Annotated in this window: 18 protein-coding genes; 10 read left to right on the top strand and 8 right to left on the bottom strand. The window is 67.9% G+C overall.

All coding sequences use genetic code 11. From position 1 onward, the window contains the following. Positions 1-96: 96 nt before the first annotated feature. A complete protein-coding gene (locus KCG34_RS03320) occupies positions 97-1,347 on the bottom strand; it encodes a hypothetical protein (RefSeq protein ID WP_211938983.1) in 1,251 nt (416 codons plus the stop codon). 226 nt (positions 1,348-1,573) lie between these two features. On the opposite strand from KCG34_RS03320, the gene KCG34_RS03315 reads away from it, so the two are divergent. The 4 genes from KCG34_RS03315 (at position 1,574) to KCG34_RS03300 (ending at position 5,163) form a co-directional block, all read left to right on the top strand. Next, positions 1,574-2,236, top strand: coding sequence for a SanA/YdcF family protein (locus tag KCG34_RS03315; protein WP_211938982.1), 663 nt, complete (start codon positions 1,574-1,576; stop codon positions 2,234-2,236). A 10-nt stretch (positions 2,237-2,246) separates the two neighbouring features. Beyond that, positions 2,247-3,077, top strand: a complete 831-nt coding sequence (locus tag KCG34_RS03310) for a PDZ domain-containing protein (RefSeq protein WP_211938981.1) — start codon at positions 2,247-2,249, stop codon at positions 3,075-3,077. Between the two features lie 189 nt (positions 3,078-3,266). Beyond that, a complete protein-coding gene (locus KCG34_RS03305; RefSeq protein ID WP_211938980.1) occupies positions 3,267-4,811 on the top strand; it encodes an HWE histidine kinase domain-containing protein in 1,545 nt (514 codons plus the stop codon). Further along, positions 4,804-5,163 carry a response regulator gene (locus tag KCG34_RS03300; protein ID WP_211938979.1) on the top strand — a complete coding sequence of 120 codons (360 nt, stop codon included), beginning with the start codon at positions 4,804-4,806 and terminating at the stop codon, positions 5,161-5,163. The genes KCG34_RS03305 and KCG34_RS03300 overlap by 8 nt, the downstream gene beginning before the upstream one ends. Here the strand turns inward: KCG34_RS03300 and KCG34_RS03295 are convergent. The 4 genes from KCG34_RS03295 to KCG34_RS03280 form a co-directional block, all read right to left on the bottom strand. Continuing rightward, positions 5,160-6,512 carry a hypothetical protein gene (locus tag KCG34_RS03295; protein ID WP_211938978.1) on the bottom strand — a complete coding sequence of 451 codons (1,353 nt, stop codon included), beginning with the start codon at positions 6,510-6,512 and terminating at the stop codon, positions 5,160-5,162. The two genes, KCG34_RS03300 and KCG34_RS03295, sit on opposite strands and share 4 nt — an antisense overlap. Beyond that, entirely contained in the window at positions 6,509-7,252 is a 744-nt protein-coding gene (locus tag KCG34_RS03290) for a sulfite exporter TauE/SafE family protein (protein ID WP_211938977.1), read from the bottom strand. The genes KCG34_RS03295 and KCG34_RS03290 overlap by 4 nt, the downstream gene beginning before the upstream one ends. A 70-nt stretch (positions 7,253-7,322) precedes the next feature. Next, positions 7,323-9,587 carry an arylsulfatase gene (locus KCG34_RS03285; protein ID WP_211938976.1) on the bottom strand — a complete coding sequence of 755 codons (2,265 nt, stop codon included), beginning with the start codon at positions 9,585-9,587 and terminating at the stop codon, positions 7,323-7,325. A 17-nt stretch (positions 9,588-9,604) separates the two neighbouring features. Further along, positions 9,605-10,255 carry a TetR/AcrR family transcriptional regulator gene (locus KCG34_RS03280; protein WP_211938975.1) on the bottom strand — a complete coding sequence of 217 codons (651 nt, stop codon included), beginning with the start codon at positions 10,253-10,255 and terminating at the stop codon, positions 9,605-9,607. 161 nt (positions 10,256-10,416) lie between these two features. On the opposite strand from KCG34_RS03280, the gene KCG34_RS03275 reads away from it, so the two are divergent. Then, positions 10,417-10,848 (top strand): Spy/CpxP family protein refolding chaperone, encoded by a 432-nt coding sequence (locus tag KCG34_RS03275; protein WP_211938974.1) that lies wholly within the window; start codon positions 10,417-10,419, stop codon positions 10,846-10,848. A 6-nt stretch (positions 10,849-10,854) separates the two neighbouring features. On the opposite strand, the gene KCG34_RS03270 is transcribed toward KCG34_RS03275, so the two are convergent. Next, the gene (locus KCG34_RS03270) at positions 10,855-11,112 is read right to left on the bottom strand and encodes a YjhX family toxin (RefSeq protein WP_211938973.1); all 258 of its coding nucleotides are present in this window, start codon (positions 11,110-11,112) and stop codon (positions 10,855-10,857) included. Positions 11,113-11,274: 162 nt separating this feature from the next. Beyond that, positions 11,275-13,659 carry a glycoside hydrolase family 3 protein gene (locus KCG34_RS03265; RefSeq protein ID WP_249138199.1) on the bottom strand — a complete coding sequence of 795 codons (2,385 nt, stop codon included), beginning with the start codon at positions 13,657-13,659 and terminating at the stop codon, positions 11,275-11,277. Between KCG34_RS03265 and KCG34_RS25775 the strand changes: the two genes are divergently transcribed. The 5 genes from KCG34_RS25775 (at position 13,628) to KCG34_RS03245 (ending at position 23,441) form a co-directional block, all read left to right on the top strand. Beyond that, entirely contained in the window at positions 13,628-13,840 is a 213-nt protein-coding gene (locus tag KCG34_RS25775; protein WP_249138198.1) for a hypothetical protein, read from the top strand. The two genes, KCG34_RS03265 and KCG34_RS25775, sit on opposite strands and share 32 nt — an antisense overlap. Positions 13,841-14,404: 564 nt before the next feature. Further along, positions 14,405-17,470 (top strand): TonB-dependent receptor, encoded by a 3,066-nt coding sequence (locus KCG34_RS03260; RefSeq protein WP_211938971.1) that lies wholly within the window; start codon positions 14,405-14,407, stop codon positions 17,468-17,470. Positions 17,471-17,542: 72 nt separating this feature from the next. Beyond that, positions 17,543-19,090 carry a tryptophan halogenase family protein gene (locus KCG34_RS03255; protein ID WP_211938970.1) on the top strand — a complete coding sequence of 516 codons (1,548 nt, stop codon included), beginning with the start codon at positions 17,543-17,545 and terminating at the stop codon, positions 19,088-19,090. Further along, entirely contained in the window at positions 19,087-20,001 is a 915-nt protein-coding gene (locus tag KCG34_RS03250) for an ROK family protein (protein ID WP_211938969.1), read from the top strand. Before KCG34_RS03255 ends, KCG34_RS03250 begins: the two co-directional genes overlap by 4 nt. Then, the gene (locus KCG34_RS03245) at positions 19,998-23,441 is read left to right on the top strand and encodes a glycosyl hydrolase 2 galactose-binding domain-containing protein (RefSeq protein WP_211938968.1); all 3,444 of its coding nucleotides are present in this window, start codon (positions 19,998-20,000) and stop codon (positions 23,439-23,441) included. Before KCG34_RS03250 ends, KCG34_RS03245 begins: the two co-directional genes overlap by 4 nt. Here KCG34_RS03245 and KCG34_RS03240 read toward each other — a convergent pair. Next, positions 23,438-24,517, bottom strand: coding sequence for a LacI family DNA-binding transcriptional regulator (locus KCG34_RS03240; RefSeq protein WP_211938967.1), 1,080 nt, complete (start codon positions 24,515-24,517; stop codon positions 23,438-23,440). The genes KCG34_RS03245 and KCG34_RS03240 overlap by 4 nt on opposite strands. Positions 24,518-24,636: the final 119 nt, after the last annotated feature.

Genomic DNA, 24,636 nt, shown 5'->3' with positions numbered 1-24,636 from the left:
TCAGGCTACCTGTGGAGCCTTACGGAATGGTTGTTCATGTCCCCAACGGCAATCCAACGGGCGAACCCGGGGGCGCCGCAAGAGGGTGCGCCGAATTCAGGCCTCGGGCTGTTCGGCGATCTGCCGCCTCGCCGCGTCGGCCACATCGAAGCAGGCCGCCTTCCCGGCTCCGGGCAGGTCCAGGAGCGTGTGGCGCGCCCCGGTCGACAGGCCGGCCGCCTCGTAGCGCCGCCAGACCTCAGGCAACAGGCGCTCGGCGGCCTCCCAGTTCATCAGCTTTCTGAGCGCGTTTTCGAGACCGGCCTTGTCGCCGAAGGAGTCGGCCGCCTTGGCGGCGGACTCCGCCACGCGATAGCTGCGGTCGACCTGGTCGATCAGGATCGGCACCTCACGGCGATAGTCGGCCTCGCGCAGAATGATGCGCTGGTGATGCATGTCGGTGGCGTCGGGATATTGCTGGCGCAGGAAATGATAGGCCTCGATCTCGCTGATCAGGATCACCAGGATGCGCTCGGCCTCCTCCGGCTCGAACTCGACCAGGTGGTGGATCGACTTGCGCCCGCTCTCCAGTCCCAGGAACAGCATGTAGATCAGGGTGCGCAAGGCCGTGCGCCAGGGGCCGAGCGCAAGCCCCTGGGCGAAGGGCGTGCGGTCTTCGTCGCTGGGCGTCGCGGCGGCCAGGCCGCGACCGCTGTCGCGCGTGGCCTTGATGTAGCTGTAGAAGGCGGTGATGTGGATCACGACCTTGGCCTCCAGCGACTGAAGCTCGTTGGAATTGGCCTCGAACACCGGGAAATAGCTTTCCTGGGAGGTAAAGGCGTGAGCCTCGTCATGGCCCGGTTTGGCCGCCGGCGCGCCGGCCTGGAATTCCGCCACCCGATGGCGGACCGTGTCGACCACAGCCACCACCCGGCAGAGCGTGCTGATCTCGCAGGCGAACAGGTCCACGACGCCGAGCCGCGCGCTGGCCGTCTGGTAGGCCCAGGCGACGACGGCGCCGACGCCGGCCAGGATCGGGCCGAAGAAGGTCAGAAAATCCTTCGCCGCCATCAGGCTGCGGTCGCCGAATTTGAGCGGCGCGAGCGGGGCGTGATCAGCGGTCAAGAGCTCCACATGCTGGTAGGCGAGGGAGAGGGGTGCGCCGATCACCAAGGCCAGGACGCCAAACAGAATGGCGAAGGCCATGATCAGCTGCAGGTCCGTGACGTGCTTGGACCGGAACACACGCTTGATGGTCGCGGCATCGACGTCGGAATCGGTGAACCGGCGGATCGGCCACAGCATGGTGTCGGCGAAGCGACCGATCGGGGTGGCCGGCGGGCGGTTCTGGACGGATGAGCGCAGCATCGAACCCCCACGTGTCTTGGAAGTGGTGGACGGAATGCAAACTCAAGCGGCAGACAGCATCGAAACGGGCCATTCGCGCCCGGATAATTCAACCTTCCCGGGGGTAGGTTCCGGGCGCTGCTGAACCAGGACCCGGCAGACGGCTACAACCTTGACTTTAAATCACGGCGGTGTTCCATATTTGTTCGACAGCTTCCCATTCCGTTTCAGCAGGCTCGGGAGTCGAATGCGAAATATCGCCCGGTTCGTTCTGACGGCCCTGCTGGCGCTGGTTTCGCTGACCGCGGCGGCGTGGACCTATGTCTCGCATCGCACCGATCGCCTGATCGCCGACGCGCCGCAAGCCTTGGCCCCCGCCCAGGCCGGCCTGGTGCTGGGGACCTCGCAGCGGCTGCGCTCGGGCGCGGCCAATCCCTATTTCACCGGGCGCATACGAGCCGCGGCGGCCCTCTTCGCCGCGGGCAAGGTCCGCTATCTGATCGTTTCGGGCAGCCAGGCCCACGGCGGCCGCGGCGCCGGCGGCTATGACGAGCCCGCCGACATGCGCGACGCCCTGATCGCATCGGGCGTGCCGGCGGCGCGCATCTATCGCGACTATGCGGGGTTTCGCACCCTGGATTCCGTGCTGAGGGCCCGCGAGGTGTTCGGCCAGGATCGGGTGATCGTGGTCTCTCAGCGGTTCCATCTGCAAAGGGCGCTTTATCTGGCCGAGCGCCACGGCCTCGCTTTCCAGGGGCTGGCGGCTGACGACGTTCCGCTGGGCTGGGGCTGGCCTATCCGCCTGCGCGAAGCGGGCTCCAGGCTGAGAGCCGTCGGGGATATCGCCACGGATAAGTCCGCCAGGTTTGGTGGCCCGCCCATCCGGCTGGGCGCCGATCCGCCGACCTGAGGAGAGGCGCATGATGCGGGCAGTCCTGGTTGCGCTGGCGATGCTCTCGTTGGCCGGTCTCGCCACAGCGCAGGTCCCGCCGGGATTCAGCGTCGAGGGTGACCAGTTCGATCCGGTGATCGATCTTTCGGGCCCCGACGTCGCCCTGAACGCCAAGGGATCGGATGGCGGCGACTATTATCTGCGCAGCCTGGTGGAAAAGCACACCAGGATGGTGGTGCACCAGTTGCACCTGACCGAGGTCTATACCGACAGCATCCGCCACAGCTACAGCCAGGCCTATGACGACAGCGCCGCCGCCCATTCGCTGATCGTCTTCAATCGCCTGAACCTCGCCAGCGGCCTGGGGCTCTACGGGGCCAAGAGCCGGTACAAGGAAGTCATGGGCCTCGAGATCAGCGACGAGCAGATGCGCGCCTATGCCCGCACCGGCGCCGCTTTCAAGCTGCGGGGGCGGGGCGGTTCGAGCCTGATCGTCGAGATCCCCGCGAGCCTGATCCAGCAACAGTTGGCGGCGCTGTCGCCCTATGCCGCCAAGCCTTACGACGTGGATCCTCGGATTCTCCCGGCCTTGCCGCTGGGCGCAGATTGGTCCGAACGGGCCGGCTTCGGCGGCTCGCCGCCGAGCGAGGGCGGCGTCCGGCTGACCCATATCGCGGCGGGCTCGGTGGCCGAAATCGCCGGCCTGCAGAAGGGCGACTGGATCCTGGATTTTGCCGGCCAACCCACGAGGTCCGAGGCCGAGATGAACGCCGCCCTCACGCGGCTGGCCTTCGGAGACAGCATCACCGCCACAGTCAGGCGTAAAGACGAGACCCTGCGGCTGACCTTGAAATTCTGATTCCGGCCAGGCGGGTTTCGCCAAGACCGCCAAAGGATCGAACCCTCAAAGACTTGCCAGGACAGGCGGATCAGTCGAGATGTCCTTTTGGGGACGTGCTGTCCGCATAGCGTGTGCGCGTATCGATATGGGGATCGGGTGACAGGTCTGCGGCTTTTCGTTGCGCCGCGTGCGGACCGGGGCTGGCGGATGGCCGGCGCCTTTGCGGCCGCGTATCTGCTGGTGACCCTGTTCGCCTATCAATGGACCACGGGCTCGGCCAGCCTGGCCATCTTCTGGCCCTGCAACGGCATCCTGGCGGCCGGGCTGCTGCTGCTGCCCCGCGGTCCCGCGTTGGCGATCACTCTGGTCGCCGCCGCGGTCGATTTCGTCTCGACCTGCTATGTCGGCCGCACGCCGCTGGGTCCCGCTTTCGTGATCACGGTGATGGACATCTCGGAGGCCTTCCTGGCGGCGGTCCTGATCCGCCGGGTGGGCGGCGCGGCCTTGAACGTCACTGACCTGCGCCGGCTGGGCTCGATGATCTTCCTGGCCATTCTGCCGGCCACCCTGGCGGTGGGGACTATCGGGGCGGTGTTCTTTTCTCAGAGCTTCCATCAGCATTTCGCCGCCCAGTGGCCCAAGCTGGTGGCCAGCGATTTCCTGGGCATGGTGATCGGCGCGCCCACCTCGCTGATGATCGCGCGGATGAAGCGCTTCGATTTCGGCGGCACCGCCAATCCGATCGAGCGCGCCGGCCTTCTGAGCCTGCTCGTGGCGGTGACGCTGGTGGTGTTCGTCGAGCCGAAGGGGACGGCGGGTCTGGTAGTGTTCCCGCTGGTGGTCCTGGCCGCCTTCCGCCTCAGCCCGCCCTACATGATCCTGGGGGCGGTGCTGATGACCATCATCGCCGCGACCTGCTCGTCGCTCGGGCGAGGACCGTTCGCCATCATCGACCACAGCACGCCAGACGCCTCTTTCATGGGATTGCAGAGCTTTCTAGCGGCCATGGTCGCCTCGGCGATCGTGCCCATGGCGGCCCTGGCGGACAAGGAACGCACCCAGAGGCGCCTCACCCGCGCCCTGGACGTGGCGCGGCGCTCGAAGCACGCGGCGCAGCAATCGACTGAGCAGATGCGCCAGGTGGTCAAGCTGCAGCGGCTGATGGTCAACGAACTGAACCACCGGGTGAAAAACACCCTGGCCAGCGTCCAGTCGATCGCCAGCCAGACCCTGCGCACGGCCGGCTCGATGCCGGATGCGCGCAACACCTTGAACGCGCGCCTGAGCGCCCTGGCCGGCGCCCACGACATCCTGACCCGCGAGAGCTGGGACGGCGCCAATCTGGTCGACATCGTCGAGAGCGCGATCGGCCCCTATGCCGGCGCCGGCCGGATCGACATCAGCGGCCCGACCGTGCGCTTGTCGCCCAAAGCGGCCCTGGCCTTTTCCCTTACCTTCCACGAGTTGTGCACCAACGCCGCCAAGTACGGGGCGCTGTCCGCGGCCGACGGCAAGGTTGAGGTGCATTGGAGTCTGGCGGGCCGCACCCTGCACCTGGACTGGGTCGAGACCGGAGGGCCGCCGGCGCGCGAGCCGGCGCATCGGGGCTTCGGCACGCGGATGATCCTCGGATTGGGGCGAGAGCTTTCCGGCATGGCCAACATGGCCTTCACCGAGGCGGGCCTGCGGTGCATGATCAAGGCCTCGATCGAACCGGCGCAGGCCTTTGGTGAAAGCGGTTGGGATGGCTGAGTTGCAACCCCAGGTCCTGGTGATCGAGGACGAAGCCCTGATCTGCATGCTGCTCGAGGATGTACTCGAGGGGCTGGGCTGCGCCATCGTCGGGCCGGCCATGACGGTGGAACAAGGGGAGAAGCTGGCGCGCAGCGAGGCCCTGCAGTTCGCGGTTCTGGACGTGAACCTGGGCCGGGGCGACTCTTTTGGCGTGGCCGACATCCTGGCCGAACGCGGCGTGCCCTTCGCCTTCATCACCGGCTACGGCAAGGCGGGCGTTCGCAAGGACCTGCAAGGCGCGCCGGTGCTGCAGAAGCCGATCGACATCGACCGGCTGGAGCAGATCCTGCGCGAAAGCGCGGTGATCTAGGCTTTGGCGAGCCGGTGCAGGACGGCCGCCATGGCGGCGAGGTCCAGCAGGTACAGATACCGATAGTCGCAGGACAGGCCGACGACGGCGAAGCTGAGGGCGAAGCTGGCGGCCGCGCCCAGCATGGCCAGGATGATCAGGTTGTCGCCGATGTCTCTGCGTCGGCGCATGTCCCTGACGGCGAAGGCGGCGGCGACCAGTCCCAGCCCCACATAGACCAGATGCGAGAGGACAGGTGTTCCGACAAAGGCTACGCCATAGGCCCTGAGTTGGGCGTCACGGTCGCGGTTCCGGGGCGGCAACTTCAGCCTGTCCAGGGTGGCCTTGTCGCCATCCAGGCCGATGAACAGGGGGCGGCAGTCGCCGAGGTTGGGCGTGGCCAGGATCTGACCCAGCACGGCCAGGCGGACCCGGGCGTAGAGCAGGGGGCGGGTCAGGATCAGGCTACGCCACTGGCTGGCCACGGCTGGGCCGGCTCCGTCGAGGGCCTCGTCGGCGCCGGGATAGAGGATCAGGCTGTCGATCCGGCTCGGCTTCCAGACGGGCGCGGCGCCGCGAACCAGCGAGGCAGCGTCGGGCGACGTCGCTTGCAGTGCGCGAAGGTCGAATTTCGGATCGGCGCGCAAGGCGCCGGCCAGGTCCCAGGCCTGCACCCACTCGACCTGTTGCGCCTGGGCCGGGTCGCCGTCTCCGTGCGCCGCCAGGAAGGTCGCGCCGGCGCCGGCCAGGACCAGGCAACCGGCCAGGGCAAGGGCGCCGTGCAGCACTGCGATCGCCGGGCGCCGGGGACCGCTATGCGCATGCCGCCAGGCGAGAGCCGCCAGCCCGACCGCGGCCCATAGCGCGACCAGCGCGCCGTTCTGCCGCGCCAGCACCGCCAGGGCGAACAGGACGAGCGCGAGCGCGATCAGGCCGTAGCGCCAGGGCCGCTCATGCCATCGCCGATCCGCCCAGGCCAGGGCGGCGAATCCGGCCACGCCGGCGTCGGCGAACAGCACATCCTTCCAGACATCGCCCTGGTAGATCAGCAGCAATGGCGAGGCGCAGAACGCCGCCGCGGCGAGGATGGCGCTCCAGCGCGGACGTGGGCTCAAGGCTGCAAAAGCCAGGAGCGCGCCATAGCCCAGGCCGGCGTCGAAGACGATGAAGCCCGCGGCGCCCGGCGAAACGCGGTCGAACAGGCCGAGCAGCCACGCCATCACCGGCGGGTGCCAGTTGTTGTAGACGCCTGTGCGCCCCTGCATCAGCTGCCAGATCGAATCCGGCGAGAACTGGCCGGGCCAGCTCAGCCACAGGCACGCGGCCAAGCCGGCCGCCAGCACCGCCGCCAGGAGCACACGCCGGTTCATCCGTGCGGCTGGCGCAGGAACAGGCCCACGGTCAGGGCGAGGCCCAGCACGACGACAAAGCCGCGGATCAGCCGCTCGTCGACCTTTTGCAGCAAGAGCGCCCCGCCATAGCCGCCGGCGATGGCGCCGGCCGAGACCACCCCGACCCTGAGCCACGGCACGCCTGGCGTGAACAGGAAAACCGCCACGGCGGCGGCGTTCATCACGCTGGCCAGGACGTTCTTGGTGGCGCCCGCCGTGCGGACCGCGAGGCCCGCCGCGGTGAGGGCGGCCAGCATCAGAAAGCCGATGCCGCCGCCGAAATAGCCGCCATAGATGGCGATCAGGAACTGGATGCCCCCGGCTAGCCGCGGGTCCAGGCCGCCCTCGGCGGCGTGGCGCCGCGGCCCGAAGCTGCCATAGGCGAACAGGCCCGTGGCCATCAGCACCAGCCAGGGTACGAGGCGGGCGAAGAAGGGTGAAGGTGTCGACAGCAGGAGCACGGCTCCGACCGCGCCTCCCGCCAGGCTTATCAGCGACAGGGCCTTGAACGACAGGCCATTGACGCCGCTGACCATCTTGCGGCCCACCCAGCCGGTGGCGCATTGCCCGGGAAACAGGGCCAGGGTCGAGGCGATATTGGCGGCGCGCGCGTCGAGCCCGCTCAGCATCAGTGCCGGCAGGGTCACGAACGAGCCGCCGCCGGCCAAGGCGTTCTGGGTTCCGGCCCAGGCGGCGACCAGGAACAGTCCCAACAGCATGCGCGAACGTCCTCTGGCGGCCTGATCTGCGCGTGCCGCCCCCCGGCTATGCTGTCAAGTCGGCCCTCGGCTATTGGCGCGTCATCTCCGCACGAACGAACGCCTTGACCTCGCCCATGGCGGCGAGATCGGGGATCTCAAAGACCACCTGACGGATGCGCCCGGGATAGGTGAAGGGCGCCGCATAGTCGGCTGTCACCGGCGAAAGGCTGCGGCCGATATCCATGCCGGTGGAGGAGATCATGAACAGGAGCCGGGGCAGGGCGCCGGTCGCCGCCGTCTCCCCATCGACGCTCAGCCGCACGTCGCCGCCGCCGTCAGGCCGTCGGACCACTTCCAGCACGATCTCCCGCGCACCCGGCGCCAGCGGCGCGGACGCCTCCAGGCGCGCGTGATGGTGGAACTCGTTGTAGTCGAACACCAGCCGGCCGTCTTTCACCAGCAGGGCCCAGCCGCTGTTGATGCTGCCGCGGGCGACCAGGGCCCCATCTGCGGCGCCCTCTGGGTGCTCCAGCGACAGGCGCGTGGTCCAGCCGCGGGCCACCGGCGGGCAGGCGTCGGTGACGATGTGCGAGATCGGCGGGTGATAGACGAACCGGCTGCGCGAGGTCGGCAGGCCGGGCCGCCGCGAGGCGGCGAACAGGGCGAAGGGGCCGCGGTCGTCCAGCGGCAGGGCGCCGTGTCGGTCGGCTTCCTCCCACCACAGGTCGATCAGGGCCTTCAGCCGTTCGGGCTCCCGCTCGGCCAGGTCCTCGAACTCCGAGAAATCGGCGGCCAGGTGGTAGAGCTCCCACTTGTCCTCCTCGAACGGTGTCCCCGGCTCATGATGGGTGACCGCCTTCCAGCTGTCCTTCCAGATCCCGCGGTGGCCGAGCATTTCGAAATACTGCGCGCCGCGTTCGATCCTTGCCGCGCCATCGGCGAAGCTCGGCTTCAGGCTGACGCCGTGCACCGGCATTTGCGGCACGCCGGCGACCACTTCGGGCTGCCCCAGGCCGAGCACGTCGAGCAGGGTCGGGGCGATGTCGATCACGTGGCAGAACTGGTCGCGGATCTCGCCGCGGGCGGCGATGCCCTTGGGCCAATGCATCACCAGGGGGTCGCGCACGCCGCCGCCGTGGGTGTTCTGCTTGTACCATTTCAGCGGCGTGTTGCCGGCCTGGGCCCAGCCCCACGGGATGTTGCAGTGGCTGTTGGGGCCGCCGATGTCGTCCAGCCGCTCGACCGCCTCGTCGACGCTCTCGCGGATGCCGTTGAACCACTTCATCTCGTCGAGCACGCCGCTGGCGCCGCCCTCCTGGCTGGCGCCGTTGTCGGACATGACGATGAACAGGGTGTTGTCCCATTGGTTCACCGACTTCAGGAACTCGACCAGGCGGCCGATCTGGTGGTCGGTGTGCTCAAGCATCGCGGCGAAGGCTTCCTGCAGGCGGCAGGCGAAGCGCTGCTCGTTGGTCGACAGCTCCGTCCACGGACGAACGCCCGGATTGCGCGGCGCAAGCCGGGTTCCGGGCGGGATCACGCCCAGCTCCTGTTGCCGCGCGAACCATTCTTCGCGCACCACGTCCCAGCCGGCGTCGAACTTGCCGCGATACTTGTCCAGATAGGCCTGAGGCGCCTGGTGCGGCGAGTGCATGGCGCCGAAGGCGAGATAGAGGAAGAACGGCCGCTCGGGCACCAGCGAGGTCAGGTCGCGGACCATGCCGGCCGACTTGTCGACGATGTCCTCCGAGACGTGATAGCCGTCCTCCGGCCCGCCCGGCGGATCGACGAAATGGTTGTCGCTGGTCAGTTCGGGGAAGAACTGGTCGGTCTCGCCCTGCAGGAAGCCGTAATAGCGGTCGAAGCCTTTCTGCAGCGGCCAGTTGGCGTAGGGGCCGGCGGCCGAGCACTCGGCCATGGGCGCCAGGTGCCACTTGCCGGTGGCGAATGTGGCATAGCCGTTGTCGCGCAGGATCTCGGCCAGGGTCGCGGCCGAGCGCGGAATGGCGCCGCGCATATTGGGAAAGCCGGTGTCGAAGTTGGAGATGGCCCGCATGCCGACCGCGTGGTGGTTGCGGCCTGTGAGCAGGCAGGCCCGGGTCGGCGAGCACAGGGCCGTGGTGTGAAAGCTGGTGAAGCGCAGGCCGCCCGCGGCCAGGGCGTCTATATTCGGCGTCTCGATGCTGGAGCCATAGCAGCCGAAATGGGAGAAGCCGGTGTCGTCCAGCACCACCATCACGACATTGGGCGCCCCATCCTTGAACTTGGCAGGCGGCCACCAGGGCTTGGACTCGGCGTAGGTGCGGCCGATCACGCCATGAAAATCTTCGCCGGAGGGGGGCTTGCGGCTCATGGCGCGTCCTTTTCAGGTCAGGGATGGGGTCGAACGGGCGCGGCGAGGCCGGCTGCGCCGTAGATGATGATCTGGTCCAGCAGGGCGCTCAGGGCGGCGGCGCTACGGGCCTCCGCCGGCGTATCGCGCACCCAGCGGGCCAGGGCGAAGACGAGGCTGTCCCGAAGCCAGCCTAGCCGCTGGTCGAGAAGCTCCGGCGCGACATCGGGCAGGGCGCCCGCCAGCAGGCGGCGGCACCGGCGCAGGCCGGTCAGGTGCTGGTCCTCGACCGAACTCGACCCCAGGAGCTGGGGGTGGAAGGTGAGCTGGGCCAGCAGGCTCAGATAGTCGGGACCCCAGGGCTCCTCGATGGCCACCATGGCCAGGGGCGCGGCGTAGGCATGGAGGATTTGGGGCACGGAGCAGTCGGCCGGCAGCGCATCGACCAGGGCCTCGCGGCGGGCGTTCAAGGGCGCCAGGCGCCGGTTCATCACCGCGGTCAGCACCCCGTCGCGCGAGCCGAAATGATAGTGCAGGGCCGAGCGATTGCGCTGACCGGCCTGGGCGACGATCTGGGTCAGGGCGACGTTCTCGACGCCCTGCTGGGCGAACATCCGCTCGGCCACCTGCAGCAACTCTTCGACCGTGCCGGTGGGGGCGTATTCGCTGTTTTCGACGGCCGCGCTCATCGCGATCTCCATTAATACGATGTATTATGCAAATGGCGCCGACTGTCAATCCGGCGCGCCGCCGGCGGCAGAACCGCTCGGTTGCAGCCAGCGTCACAGCGGCCTATCACGGGTCGCGGCGGGCTTGGTGAAGCCTCCGGCACACCACCGGAGCACGTTTCATGAAAGGCATGATCTTGCAGCGCCTGATTTCGGGCCTCGGCCTTCTGCTTCTGCTGGCCGGTCCGGCCGCCGCCCAATCCGAGTCCGCTCAGCCTGCGCCGCCGGCGGCGCTTATTCGCCTGCACGACGCCCTGGGGCTGACGCCAGACCAGGAGCCGGCCTGGCGCACCTACGCCGCCGCCATCACGCCATCGGCCGCGGCCCAGGCGCGACACCAGCAGGCGGCCGAGTTGATGCCGCGCCTGCCGACGCCGCGGCGTATCGCCCTGATCGAGGCCACCATGGCCGCCGATCAGGCCGATTTCCGCCTGCAGGGCTTGGCGGTGGTGCATTTCTACGACCTGCTCAGCCCGGCCCAGCAGCGGATCTTCGACAATCAAACCGCGGCGCCTGCCTCCGAAAGCCGGCCGCTTCGGGCTCCGCCCGGCTGAGAATCGTCAGCGGTTGTCGAGCTGGGCGCGGACGGCGGCTAGGCCCTCGCGGCTGATGCGATAGGGCTGCCCGTCTCTGGAAGCGATCAGCCGTCGGCGCTTCAGCCGCGAAAACATGTCTCGGCCGCAGGTGGCCAGGCGATAGCCTTCGCGGGTGATGCAGTCGATCTGCTCGATGCGGCCGCGCTCGTCACGAATAAGGCGGATGCACCCGCCCTGGGCCAGCGCGTGCAGCACGCGCTGTTCGGGTTTGGAGATGTTCAAGGAGATGTCTCTGGTCGTCGCGCAGGATGACGCCGCCGCGTCCGAGAGGCGCGCGGGCGGCGGGCGGATCATCGGGTTCGCGCAGGCGCGAACCTCAGGCGACGGCAGACTCTGACATAAACTCTCCGAAGAGCGGCAGGTTGGACGAGGCGCCGCCGCCGGTCAACCGCCCGGACAGACGGCCTTGGACGCCGGCGCCAGCCGCGCCTCGCGGATCAAAAGATCGAGCTTGCCGGCAGTCTTCAGCACCACCGGGTCCTCGATCCGGCTGAGGTCGGCCCCAGCCTTGGCGAAGCAGGCGAGGGGAATGGTGAGGCTGGCCCAGCCGGCCGTTTTGGCCGACAGAGCTTTGGTGAGGTCGACCGATCCGGCGCATCCTGCGCCGCAGGCTTGGCCGAGCGTGACGGGGCCCGTCGGCGCACCGACTACGCGGAAGCTGAGCTGCAGTCCCTGGCCCACCTTCGCGGCCTCGGCGAGGTCTACGGTTCGCCCGCCGCCCCCGATTCGCCAGACGGCCGGCTTGCCGCCGCTCCAGGCCGCCCGGATCGCCGAGCCGTCGTGACGCGTGTCGAGGTCGCCATCAGGACTCGGCTGGTCGATCATGGTCAGACGCACCTCGGCGTCGGGATCGGCGACATAGATCGACCAGGGCGCGGTGACGTGGCCGGCGTGGAAGAAGGTGTCGCGCGCCCGACGCTCCGGCGGGACTTTGGCGTCCTCGCTGAGATGGGCCATGGCGTGATGCGATTCGTAGTCCAGGCCATAGCCGCGCGGAAACAGAACGCCGGTTGGTTGTTTGCTCTGCGGATAGCGCACCGGCATGCCGGTGGCGGGCCAGTTGAACGACAGGCGCCCCTTGAAGTCATGATCGACCTGCCCATCCGGCCGGCGGAAAAGCACATCGGCCACGCCTTCACCTTCGCTGCCCGGAAGCCAGGCGGCGACGAAGGCGTCGGCGGCGTTCAGCTCGGGATTGACCCATAGGGGGCGCCCTGAGAGGAACACCGCGATCACCGGGATCTTCTGCGCCTTCAAGCGGCGGAGAAGGACGAGGGCGCTCTTGTCGTTCGGCGAAAATTCGACCGTCTCACGGTCGCCAACGAACTCTGCGTAGGGCCTTTCGCCGAATACGACGATCGCGGCGTCGGGGCGCTGCGTGAAATGTCCGTCAGGGCTGAGGCTCGCCGATCCGCCGGCCGATTCGACCGCCGCCTTGATCCCGCTCCAGATCGAGGTCGCGCCCGGGAGGTCGGCGTTGGTGTTGTGCGCGCCCTGCCAGTCGACGGTCCAGCCGCCGGCCTGCTGGCCGATGTCATCCGCAGCCGCCCCGGCGACCAGGATCCTGGCCTGAGGCTTCAAGGGCAGAAGCCCGCCCTGGTTCTTGAGCAGGACCAGGGATTCCCGCACCGCCTGGCGGGCCAGGCCGCGATGTTCGGCGCCGCCGAAGGCGCTGAAGTCGCCGGCGCCGGGCCGGGCCTCCGCCGACGGGCGGTCGAACAGGCCGGCCAGGGCCTTGACCCGCAGGATGCGGCGAACGGCGTCGTCCAGCCGGCTCTCGGAAATTACGCCGCGGCGCACCTGGTCCAGGGTGTTGTCATAGAACTGGCGCCAGCTGTCCGGGGCCATGATCATGTCGATCCCGGCGTTGATCGCCTGGGGGCAGGAGAACTTGGTGCAGCCGGGGATCTCCTCCTGGGCGTTCCAGTCGCCGACCACGAAGCCGTTGAAGCCCATCCGGCCCTTCAGCACATCGGTGAGCAGGCTGTGGTTGCCGTGCATCTTGGCGCCCTGCCAGCCGTTGTACGAGGCCATGACGATGGCGGCGCCGGCCTGGATGGCGGGCGGGTAGCCGGCGGCGTGGACATCCCGCAGCACGGTCTCGCTGGAGCGGTTGTCGCCCTGGTCTCGGCCGTCCAGCGTGCCGCCGTCGCCCAGGAAGTGCTTCACCGACGAGAGCGTGTGGCCAGGCGCAAGGAAATCGGCCGAGCCCAACCGGCCTTGGACGCCGGTGACCATGGCCGCCGAATATTGTGCGACCAAGGCCGGGTCGTCGGCATAGCTCTCGTAGCTGCGGCCCCAGCGGACGTCGCGGGCCACGGCGACGGTCGGGGCGAAGGTCCAGTCGACGCCGGTAGCCGAGACTTCCTGGGCGGTCGCCCGGCCGATCTGCTGCAGCAGGGCCGGGTCGTGCGTGGCCCCGAGGCCGACATTGTGCGGGAAGATGGTCGCGCCGCGCACCTTGGCGTCGCCATGCACGGCGTCTATGCCGAAGATGATCGGGATCGGCGGATGGCGGTCGGCGGGGGCGGAGAGGGCGGCCTTCTGGAACGCGTCAACCAGATCCAGCCAGGCCTTGGGCCCAGTGCGGATGTCGCCCCCGGGCGCCGCGTTGCCGCCCGCCAGAATCGACCCCAGATGATAGCGTTGCGCCTCTTCTGGCGTGACCGAGGCGATGTCGGCCTGGACCAACTGGCCGACCTTTTCCTCGACGGTCATGCCGGCCAGAACCCTGTCGATGAACCGCTCGTTCTTTGGATCGATCAGCACACCCTTTGGCCCAACAGGCCAAGCGGCCGGTCGCGCGGTCGCGGGCGGCTCGGCGGCGGACGCACAAGAGGCGATGGAAGCGGCGAATATCGCGGTCGTCAACGCTGTCGTCAGCATCGCCCGACCAAGAACATTGCTGGATGAATTGGACGAAGATCTCGCCACACCTCTCCCCCGGTGATTACTATTTTTCGTTCAGGGTGCAGCCGTATTTGTTCGCCGGCGCCAAGACGCCACGCGATGCGGGAAGTTCCGGTTCCCGGCTTCGTCTGGCGCAGGCGGCTCGGCGATTCGGCCGGGACCCCGTTCAGGCTGGTTTGGTCGCCCGCAAGGGCATGAATCGACAGAAGCAAGAAATGGCAGCGCTGTCAAATGACGCTTTTGTCGGAATGTCGCCACCATCACGCTAATTCCCCGAAAAACAAGGGTTTGCGAGCGGCGGGCGACAAAACTTTCAAATTCGCATTGACAGCGCTGTCGGCGTTGGGCATGCTCGTAACGTCAAAACAAATCGCAGCCTGGATAGGCGCACAATAGAAGTAGGGAACCGGCGCAGTAGAGCGCATCGCTTCAGAACAGCCGGATCGCTCAGGCGATTCCGATCGAAAAAACTTATGTTTGTTTGCGAGTGAGCAGTTCAGTCGTCACCGATTGAGAAATCATCGGCGATGGAGGTCTTGCGCACGCCGTAAGCAGGCATGGCCAACTGCCATCAACCAAGAGAAATTGGGGGGAGCATATCCTGATGAACGCTTTCGCACGATACTCCAGGGCCGCGGCGCTCGGTAGCGCGTCGATCCTGGCGCTGGCCGCCTATTCGACGGCCCACGCCCAACAGTCCCAGTCGGCCGACGCCAAGTCCAAGTCGGCGGACACCATGAACGAGATCGTGGTCACGGGCTTTCGGGCTTCGCTGCAATCGGCCCTGAACGCCAAGCGCACGGCGATCCTGCCGATCGAGTCGGTGGCGCCGGAAGACATCGGCAAGATGCCGGACCAGAACGTCTCGGAATCGCTGCAACGCCTGCCGGGCGTACAGATCGACCGCGGGCCGCAGGGCGAAGGCACGGCGGTGCTGATCGACGGGCTGCGCCAGAACCTGACCACCCTGAACGGCGATGTGTTCCTGACCGGCAAGGAGTTCTACGTCTCGGGCGAAGGTTCCGGCGGCGGCGCCGGCGGCAACAACCAGTACAGCTCGCTGGAAGGCATCCCTAGCGAAGAGATCGGCGGCATCGACGTCTACAAGAACCCCAAGGCGTCGATGACCGAGGGCGGCCTCGGCGGCACCATCGACCTGAAGACCCGCGATCCCCTGGCCGGCCCGACGGGCCTGTCGATCGGCGGCAACGTGCGGGCGGCCTATAACGACACCCAGGGCGCCAGCGCCCAATATGGCGGCTGGACGCCGGTCGGAACCCTGGTCGGCACCTATAAGTTCAGCGACCGCTTCGCGGTCACGGGCAGCATTTCCTATGACGAGGAGAATACCCACACTCGCGAGTTCGAAGACCAGAACCGCAACCAGTGGCTGATCACCGATTCGATGCAGGGCTCCTATACCGGCCCGACAACGGCGGCGGACCTGGCCCACTCGGGCACCTTCTATATCGACCCGCAGCTGGCCTACATGTCCGACATCTACGACCAGCGGAAGACTTTGGGCGCGTCGGTGGGGCTGAAGTTCCGGCTGAACGACGCCATCACCACCAGCCTCCTGTGGTTCTATTCCAAGGAAGACGACACCACGAGCACCTATTCGGACAAGGTCTGGTTCAACGGCGAGGGCCAAAGCCCTGGCAGCCTGCTGCCGGGGATAGACTCGACCCAGCCGTTCTCGATCGACAGCCACGGCGTGGTGCAGAGCGGCACCTTCCAGGCCAATGGAGCCGAGACGGCGACGCTCTGGCAGCATGCCCTCGCCGAGGCCAACAACTTCCAGTGGGTCACCACTTACGACAACGGCGGCCCGCTGCGCGGAGCTCTGGATCTTTCCTACGCCCGCGCCCAGTCGAACCTGCAGGCCGATCAGGCCGACGTCGAGCACGGGCTCTACGAATCCTATCCCAACAACGCGCCGACCTCGCCGGCGGCGCCAGGCTGCAACAACGGCGGGGCGACCTGCGGCAGCGATCCCGCGGCCAGCCATGGCTATGAGTTCGCGTGGACCAATGGAGGCGATTCAGGCCTGCCTTCGGTCAAGTACCTGGCGCCCTTCGCCGACATCCTCAGCAATCCCAACTACACGACCTTCAAGTCGAACTGGGCCTGGGCCAACTACGCCAAGGAGAAGCAATTCGCGGGCAAGGGCGATGTTTCCTATGACGTGCCGTTCCTCAGCGAGGTCGGCGCGACCCTCAGTGGCGGGGTGCGGGTCGCCACGCGCGACGTCGACCAGACCTTCGGCCGTTATCTGATCAATGGCGACTACAACGGCAACACCACCGGCAACTGCTGCATCGGCGCCGGCAGCGGCACCTATCTCTACTACCAGGACCCCGGCTACGCGGCGATCCCGTTCTCGACCGCCGTCTCCAATCCGGGCCTGGTCAAGGTGGTGAACAATTTCGGCGCCGGGCCGATGATCGTGAAGAACACCGCCACCATGACCGATCCATCGACCTATCTGGAAAAGGTCTGGGCCGGCGGCGGGGTGACCAACAACACCGAAGCCTTCTTCGTCGACACCCTGAGTTCGTTCAAGGTCAAGGAAACCACCAGCGCCGGCTATGTCATGGCCGATCTGGGCGGCAAGGGCGCCCGCTATCACGTCAACTTCGGCCTGCGCCTGGTCGACACCGACCTGACCATCGACAACGCCCAGACCGCCGCCTCGCCGACCTACTACGGCACAGCGTCGTGGAACGGGGTCAACAGCAACAACGTGCCGGTCCAGCACAAGCGCAACTACATCGACGTCCTGCCCTCGTTCAACTTCACCCTGGACGTGACCGACAACCAGATCGTGCGCTTTGGCGCTGCTCGGGTGGTCGCGCCGCAGGACCTGTTCGCGCTGGGCCTGGGCAATTCCTACAACTTCACGCGCGGCGCCAACGACCCGGTGACCGGCAACGCCCGGTTCCAGTTCGCGGGCGGCAGCTCCGGCAACCCGAACCTGGATCCCTATCGCGCCTCGCAGTTCAACGTTTCTTGGGAAGACTACTTCGCCAAGGGCGCCCTGATCAGCGTGGCCGGCTTCTACAAGCAGGTCGACAACTTCGTCGAAACCGAGAACATCCCGACCAAGGTCAACGACGACTTCGGCGGCACCACCGCCGATGTCACCCAGCCGGTCAACGCCGGCAAGGGCAGCATCTATGGCGTCGAGATCGGCGGGCAGTACGCCTTCAACGGCGACTGGATGCCCTGGCTGCAGGGCTTCGGCGTCGCCGGCAACTACACCCGCTCGATGTCCTTCTCGGACCAGGCGACTTCGTTCTCCGAGCAGGGGCCGATCCCGGGCGTGGCCAAGAACGCGGTCACGGTCCAGGGCTATTACGAGCGGGGCGGGTTCGCCGCGCGGCTGTCCTATTCCTGGCGCGATACGGCGGTGAACGACAGCCTGGTCGGCGCGACCTTCGCCTTCCCCGACCAGAACGGCAAGACCAAGGTCTACCAGGTGTTCTCGGCGGCCTACGGCCAGCTGGACGGCCAGATCTCATATGACATCAACAAGCGTATCGGCGTCGTCTTCTCGGTCCAGAACCTGACCGACGAGGTGCAGCATACCTATCTGCAATGGCCCAACCTGCCGTTCACTTATGACGACAGCGGCCGCCGCTACTTCCTGGGCGTGAAATTCAAGCTCTAAGAAGGGCTTGCGCCGGACGGGGCGGGGGGCCGAGGCTCCTCGCCCCGCTCTCGTTTTGCAAGGTGGACGGCGATGCCCGATCAGCCAGCTTCAGCCGCCGAGGCGCAAGTCCCGGATAGGCGCATTCGCCGTATCGCCATCCTGGGCGGCGGCACGGCCGGATGGATGGCGGCGGCGATCCTGGCCCGGGCCACGCCCAACATGGGCCTGGCCATCACCGTCATCGAGTCGCCCGAGATCGGCACGGTGGGGGTGGGCGAGGCGACTATCCCGCCGATCATCGACCTCCTGCGTTTCCTGGGCATCGACGAGGCCGACTTCGTCCGCCACACGCAGGCGACCTACAAGCTCGGCATCAAGTTCCTGGACTGGCGGACGGTCGGCCACAGCTATTGGCATCCGTTCGGAACTTTCGGGACCTCGATCAACCGGCGCCCGTTTTTCCACGCCTGGCATAAGGCGCAGGCGGACGGCCTTTCGCCTCGGTTCAACGACTTCAGCCTCTGCGCGGCTCTGGGCGATGAGCATCGGTTTCGCCATCCCGATCCATCCGATCCGGGACCCGCCGGGGGGTTACGCTACGCCCTCCATTTCGACGCCGGACTGGTCGGGCGCTACCTGCGCGCCTATGCCGAACGGCTGGGCGTGTCGCGGCTGGAGCGGACCGTGAAGGGCGCGAGACAACGCGAGGATGGCTTCATCGAGGCGCTGGTCTTCGACAGTGGCGAAGAGCTGGCGGCGGACCTGTTCATCGACTGCAGCGGCTTTCGCGGCGTGCTGATCGAGCAGACCTTGAAGACCGGCTATCTGGACTGGAGCGATGTCCTGCCCTGCGACAGGGCGGTGGCGGTTCCGACCGAGCGCAAGGGGTCTCGCGCGCCTTACACCCAGTCGCGGGCGCGGGATGCCGGCTGGCAATGGCGCATTCCGCTGCAGCACCGGGTCGGCAACGGCTACGTCTATTGCAGCAGCCACATCAGCGACGCCGAAGCGACCGACGATCTTTTGTCCGTCGTCGGAGAAACGCCCCTGGCCGAACCGCGCCTGCTGCGCTTCACCGCCGGGCGCCGCCGAGAGTTCTGGAACCGCAACTGTATCGCCCTCGGCCTGGCGTCCGGCTTTCTCGAGCCGCTGGAGTCGACCAGCATCCATCTGGTGATGAGCGGGGTCTACAATCTGCTCGACCACTTCCCGGACAAGGATTTCGCTCCCGCCAACATCGCCTCCTACAACCGGATGCTGATCGAGGAGTTGGAGCACGTGCGCGACTTCATCGTGCTGCACTATTGCGCGGTCCAGCGCGAGGACACCCCGCTCTGGCGCTATTGCCGGTCCATGGCGCTGCCCGACAGCCTGGCCGAGCGTATCGAACTCTATCGAGCGACGGGGCGAATATCGGTCAAGGCGGGCGAACTCTTCACCGATCTCAGCTGGTTCTACATCTTCGAGGGGCTGGGGATCACGCCGCGCAGCCACGATCCGCTGATGGACGTGGTCGGTCGCGTGCAGTTGGCCGGCATATTGAACAGCCTCGCCCAGGCCACGGCTGCGGCGGCCAGGACTGCGCGGCCGCACGACGCCTGGTTCGATGCGCCGACCCTTGCGGGCGCCGCGCGATGAGCCGAAGCGGTGAATTGCTGGCCGGCGTCGAGCTCGGCGGCACCAAGTGTGTCTGCATCGTGGGGACCGGCCCGGACGACGTGGCCACCCAGATCTCCGTCGCCACCGGCGACGACGCCGAGGCGACCCTTGGCCAGATCGAGGCGATCCTGCGTGACTTGGACCGCGCCATGGGACCGATCGCGGCCCTGGGCGTGGCCTCGTTCGGGCCGGTCGATCTCGATCCGCGCTCGCCGACCTGGGGCCATATCACCTCCACGCCCAAGCCAGGCTGGAGCCAGGTCGATGTCGGCCGGCGGCTGGCGCGCGCCCTGGATAGGCCGACCGGCTTCGACACCGACGTCAATGGCGCGGCCCTGGCCGAAGGGCGCTGGGGCGCGGCGCAAGGACTTGCCGATTTCGCGTATGTCACAGTCGGCACGGGGGTCGGCGCGGGCCTGATCGCCGGTGGGCGGCCGATCGGGGGTTTCAGCCACCCGGAGATCGGCCACATGCGCGTGGCCCGGCGGGAGGGCGATGACTGGCCGGGAAGCTGCCCGTTTCACGGCGACTGTGTGGAGGGCCTGGCCTCCGGCTCGGCGATCAAGGCGCGGCTCGGCGGCAGCCCGGCGCGGCTCGATGAGGAAGACCCCGTCTGGGATCTGGTTGCCCACGTCTTGGCCGGCATGGCGCACAACCTGGCGGTCACCGCCGCGCCGCGGCGCATCCTGATGGGGGGTGGGGTGATGAACGCCCAGCCGCACCTGTTCCCCCGCATCCGGCGCGAGCTGACCCGTAGCCTGGCCGGCTATCTGGCCCTGCCGGAGATGGAAGATTTCATCCGCCCGCCCGGCCTCGGCGACATGGCCGGCCCGCTGGGCGCGCTCGCCGTGGCCGCGGACGCCCTGGCTGCTGCGAGGTCGCCGCGTTGATCCATCCTTTCCGCATGTGCGCCACTGCAGGCATCGCCCTGGCGGTCGGATTTGGCGTCACCCGCGCAGAAGTCGCCAGGCCTGGCGCGCTAGGGCCCTATGACGTGACCCTGCTGCAGGGCGGGGTCGGAATGACCCGCGAACTGCCCGAGGCCGCCAGCCTCTATGCCGCCGGCGCCGCGTGGTCGATGTCCGGCTGGGTGCGGGTGGACGCGCCACAGGCTGGCGAAGTCGTCGTTGCGGGCCTGGGCGATCCGGCGACGCCGGCTTGCGACTGCCTGCTGCTGCGCGACGGCCGCCTGGCCTTCACCCTGGCTGGCGGGGCGCGGTTGGAAAGCTCGGAGGCCTTGCAGGCTGGCGCCTGGCGCTTCGTGGCGGTGACCTTTGACGGGACCACCGCGCGCCTGTTCCTCGACGGCGCCGAGGTCGCGCGCGCCCCGGCGCGGACCGAGGCCGTGAAAGCCTTGTTCTCGCTGGGTCCGGTGCTGGGCGCATCGCCCGAGGTGCGCCATTTCGGCGGCTCCCTGGCCGGCTTCAGGCTGGATCCACGCGCGCTGCCGGCTGGCGCTGTGAAGGCTGCGGCGACGGCGGCGCCGCGCTTCGACCTGATCAGCTTTGACACGGTCGGCGCCCATTGGCCGGTGCAGGTGACCGCTTGGATCGGGCTGCAGAAGCCGCAGGATCCCTGGACCCTGCCCGAGGCCAAGACGGCGGCCGAGGCGCCGGCCGCAAAGCCGCTCGGCGTTCGCGTGGCGCTGCAGCCGAACGGCGCCGGCGTCTGGTCGCTGGGCGACTGGAGGCTGTCGGCTGCCCCCAGGGTGACGGGAAGCAGCGCGGCGCTCTCCACCGTTGGCTTTGACGACCACGCCTGGCTCGCGGCGACCGTGCCGGGAACCGTCCTGACCACCCTGATCGACCGCGGCGTCTATCCGGACCCGGACCACGGCCTGAACAACATGGCCATCCCCGAAAGCCTGGCGCGGCAGGCCTACTGGTACCGCACCGAGTTCACCCCGTCGCCGGCAACGGCGGACCGGCGCCTGACCCTGACGTTCCAAGGGATCAACTATGCGGCCGAGGTGTGGCTGAACGGCCAGCGCCTGGGCGATGTGAAGGGCGCGTTCATCCGCGGGGTGTTCGACGTCACCGGCAAGCTGAAGCCGGGCCAGGCCAACGCCCTGGCCGTGCGGGTTTCGCCTCCGCCGCATCCCGGCATCCCATCGGAGGAGTCGATAGCCTACGGCCCGGGCGAGAACGGCGGCTCGATGGCGATCGACGGGCCGACCTTCTTCGCCACCGAGGGCTGGGACTGGATCCCAGGCATACGCGATCGCGACACCGGCCTTTGGCAGGGGGTGGAGCTGTCGGCCTCAGGGCCGGTGCGCGTTCTCGATCCCGATGTGATCACCCATCTGCCGCTGCCGCGCACCGACGAGGCCGATCTCGTCATCCTGGCGCCGATCGACAACGCCGATCCGACGCCCCGGGCGGTGACGGTCGAGGCCGCCTTCGACGGCGTCGTCGTGCGCAAGGCGGTGACGGCGGGGCCGGGGCGCTCTGAGGTGCGTTTCGATCCGGCCGAATTTCCGGCCCTGCGGGTCGCCCATCCCCGGCTCTGGTGGCCGAACGGCTATGGTGACCCGGCGCTGCACGACCTGACGGTCACGGTGCGGGACGGGCAGGGGGCTTCCGACGCACGGACGATCCGCTTTGGCATGCGCGAGCTGACCTACGAGCTGTCGCTGTTCGACCATGCCGGTCGGCTCAGGCGGGTCGAGGTCGATCCGACCGGCGGCTTCCTGCGCGGCGAGCGGCTGGTCGACACCCGGCACGAGGCCATCAGCCAGACGCCGAACGGCTGGGCGCAGTCCTTGACCGCGGCCGGCGAGGCGTCGCCAGCTGTGAAGGACCTGCCGCCATCGCCCCTGGCGCCATACCTGGTGCTCAAGGTCAACGGAACCGCCATCGCCGCGCGCGGCGGCAGCTGGGGCATGGACGATTCCCGCAAGCGGGTCTCGCGCGAGCGGCTGGAGCCCTATTTCCGCCTGCACCGCGACGCCCATCTCAACATCATCCGCAACTGGATGGGCCAGGACACCGAGGAGAGCTTCTACGACCTGGCCGACCAGTACGGCATGCTGGTGCTGAACGATTTCTGGGAGTCCACCCAGAACTTTCAGCTCGAGGCGCAGGACCCGGCCCTGTTCCTGGCCAATGCGCGGGATGTGATCCTGCGCGACCGCCACCATCCCTCGATCGCGGTCTGGTTCGGGCGTAACGAGGGCGTGCCGCAGCCGATCATCAACGAGGGGCTGGGCGACCTCGTGGCCTCGCTCGACGGGACCCGGCTCTATACCGGCAGCTCGAACCGGGTGAACCTGCAGGACAGCGGGCCCTATGCCTGGCGCCCGCCCGAGCAGTATTTCACCAGCCTGTCCAAGGGGTTCGCGGTCGAGGTTGGCACGCCGTCGCTGGCGACGCTGGAGGCGGTGAAGGCGATGGTTCCCGAGGCCGACCGCTGGCCGATCAGCGACACCCTGGCCTATCACGACTGGCATTTCGGCGGGAACGGCGACGTCAAGAGCTTCATGGATGCCATCAGCCGCGAGTTCGGCGCGCCGACCAGCCTGGAGGACTTCGAGCGCAAGGCGCAGATGCTGAACTATGTGGACTACCGGGCCATATTCGAGGGGTTCTCGGCCCATCTCTGGAGCCAGAACAGCGGTCGGCTCCTGTGGATGACCCACCCGGCCTGGCCCAGCAACCATTGGCAGATCTACAGCGCCGACTACGACACCCAGGCCTCCTACTACGGGGCGATGAAGGCGGCTGAGCCGCTGCATGCGCAGATGAACCTGCCCGACTACGCCTTGGCGGTGACCAACACGACCCGCGAACCTGTGAACGGCCTCGTTCTGACGAGCCGGGTCCTGGGGCTGGACGGCAAGGTGCTGGCGACCCGGCAGGATCGGCTGGACGCCGCCGCCAACCAGGTCACGACGCTGGCGCCGCTGGATCTCGCCCGCCTGTTCGCCAAGGCGCGGGTGCTGCTGGTCAGCCTGGAACTGCGCGACGCCAAGGGCGTGATCCGCTCGCGCAACCTCTATTGGCAAGGGCGTGACGAGGCCAGCCTGCAGGCCCTGAACGGGCTCGCGCCTCAGGCCTTGTCGATGACGGTATCGGCTGGCGCGGACGGCGACGAGGCGGTGCTGCATGCGCGGTTGAAGAACCAGGGCGTCATCCCCGCGCTGGCGGCCAAGCTGACTCTGGTTGACGAACGCGGCCAGCGGATCCTGCCCACCTATTACAGCGACAACTACGTCTCGCTGATGCCGGGCGAGGCGCGAGATGTCGAGATCCGCTATCCCAAGAGCCATTCTGGCGCGCCGCGGATAGAGCTACGCGGCTGGAACGTGCGGCCGGCGATCGCTTCGCCCTAGCGCCCGCCTCGGCGAACCTTGGCCTTGGCGGGCGGCGCCGTGGATTGGCGCTCGATCAGCTTGAAGGCGTCGACATGGTCCAGGCTGGCGTCTCGGTCGCAATCGGCGGGAACCTGGCCCGAGATCAGCGCCTTGGCGGCGGAGGTCGCCATTTCGACCAGCGGCTGACGCACTGTGGTCAGGCTGGGACGGCTGAAGCGCGAGGCCGTACTGTCGTCGAAACCCGCGACCGAGACGTCGCCCGGCACTGAAAGCCCCGCTTCGTCAGCCGCCGCCAGGCAACCCAGGGCCATGTCGTCGCTGCTGGCGAAGATGGCCGTGGGCCGCTCGGGCAGGGCGAGCAGGGCCTTCCCGGCCTGCTGCCCGGACTCGTAGGTATAAGCGCCCACCTGGATCAGCGCGGGGTCGACCTTCAGTCCTGCCTCCGCCATGGCGGCCATGAAACCCGCCCGCCGAGCCCGGCTCGACCCCCACAGGGGGTCGCCCATGACGAAGCCGATGCGGGTGTGGCCCAGGCCGATCAGAAGACGGGTCATCTCCCTGGCCGCGCCGCGATCGTCCAGCCGCATGCACAGGCCGCCCGGAAGGTCCTGCTCGGGGCCCAGGCGCACGAACGGCGTGCCGGATTTCTTGAGGATGTCGAGCACGATCTCGTTGTCGGAGCTCGGAGGGGTCAGGATCACCCCGTCCGGCTTCAGCGCGGCCAGAAGCCCGTTGACCTCCTGGCGCACCCGCGGCGCGTCATGGTCGATCAGTTCCAGCATCAAGTGATAGCCGCCCTCGCGGCACGATAGGGTCGAGCCGTACTGCACGCGGCTCAGATAGTCGGCGCCGCGCTCGCCCGCCCAGTGCTCCAGGGTCAGCGACGCGTCGACGAACACGGTCAGGACGAACGATTTGGAGCCGGCCAGGCTGCGGGCCGAAAGGTTGGGGCTATAGCCCAACGCCTCGGCCGCCGCCTCGACCTTCTCGCGCGTCGCAGGACGGACATTGGGCTCGGCGTTCATCACCCGTGAGACCGTCTTGATCGACACGCCTGCGCGGTTGGCCACGTCATAGATCGTCACGGAAGCCATAGAGACGTCACGGCCTTTCCAGGTTCGAATCGCCCGCTTCGACGCTGCGTCGGCCGGTAGTCGAGCACATTACGATCGTCTTCGGGCAGATTTTCAGGAACGTGGCCCCTCCGGGCGCA

The organism is Phenylobacterium montanum, from assembly GCF_018135625.1.
Lineage (GTDB): Bacteria > Pseudomonadota > Alphaproteobacteria > Caulobacterales > Caulobacteraceae > Poindextera > Poindextera montana.
This window is presented reverse-complemented; position numbering and strand designations above follow the sequence as displayed.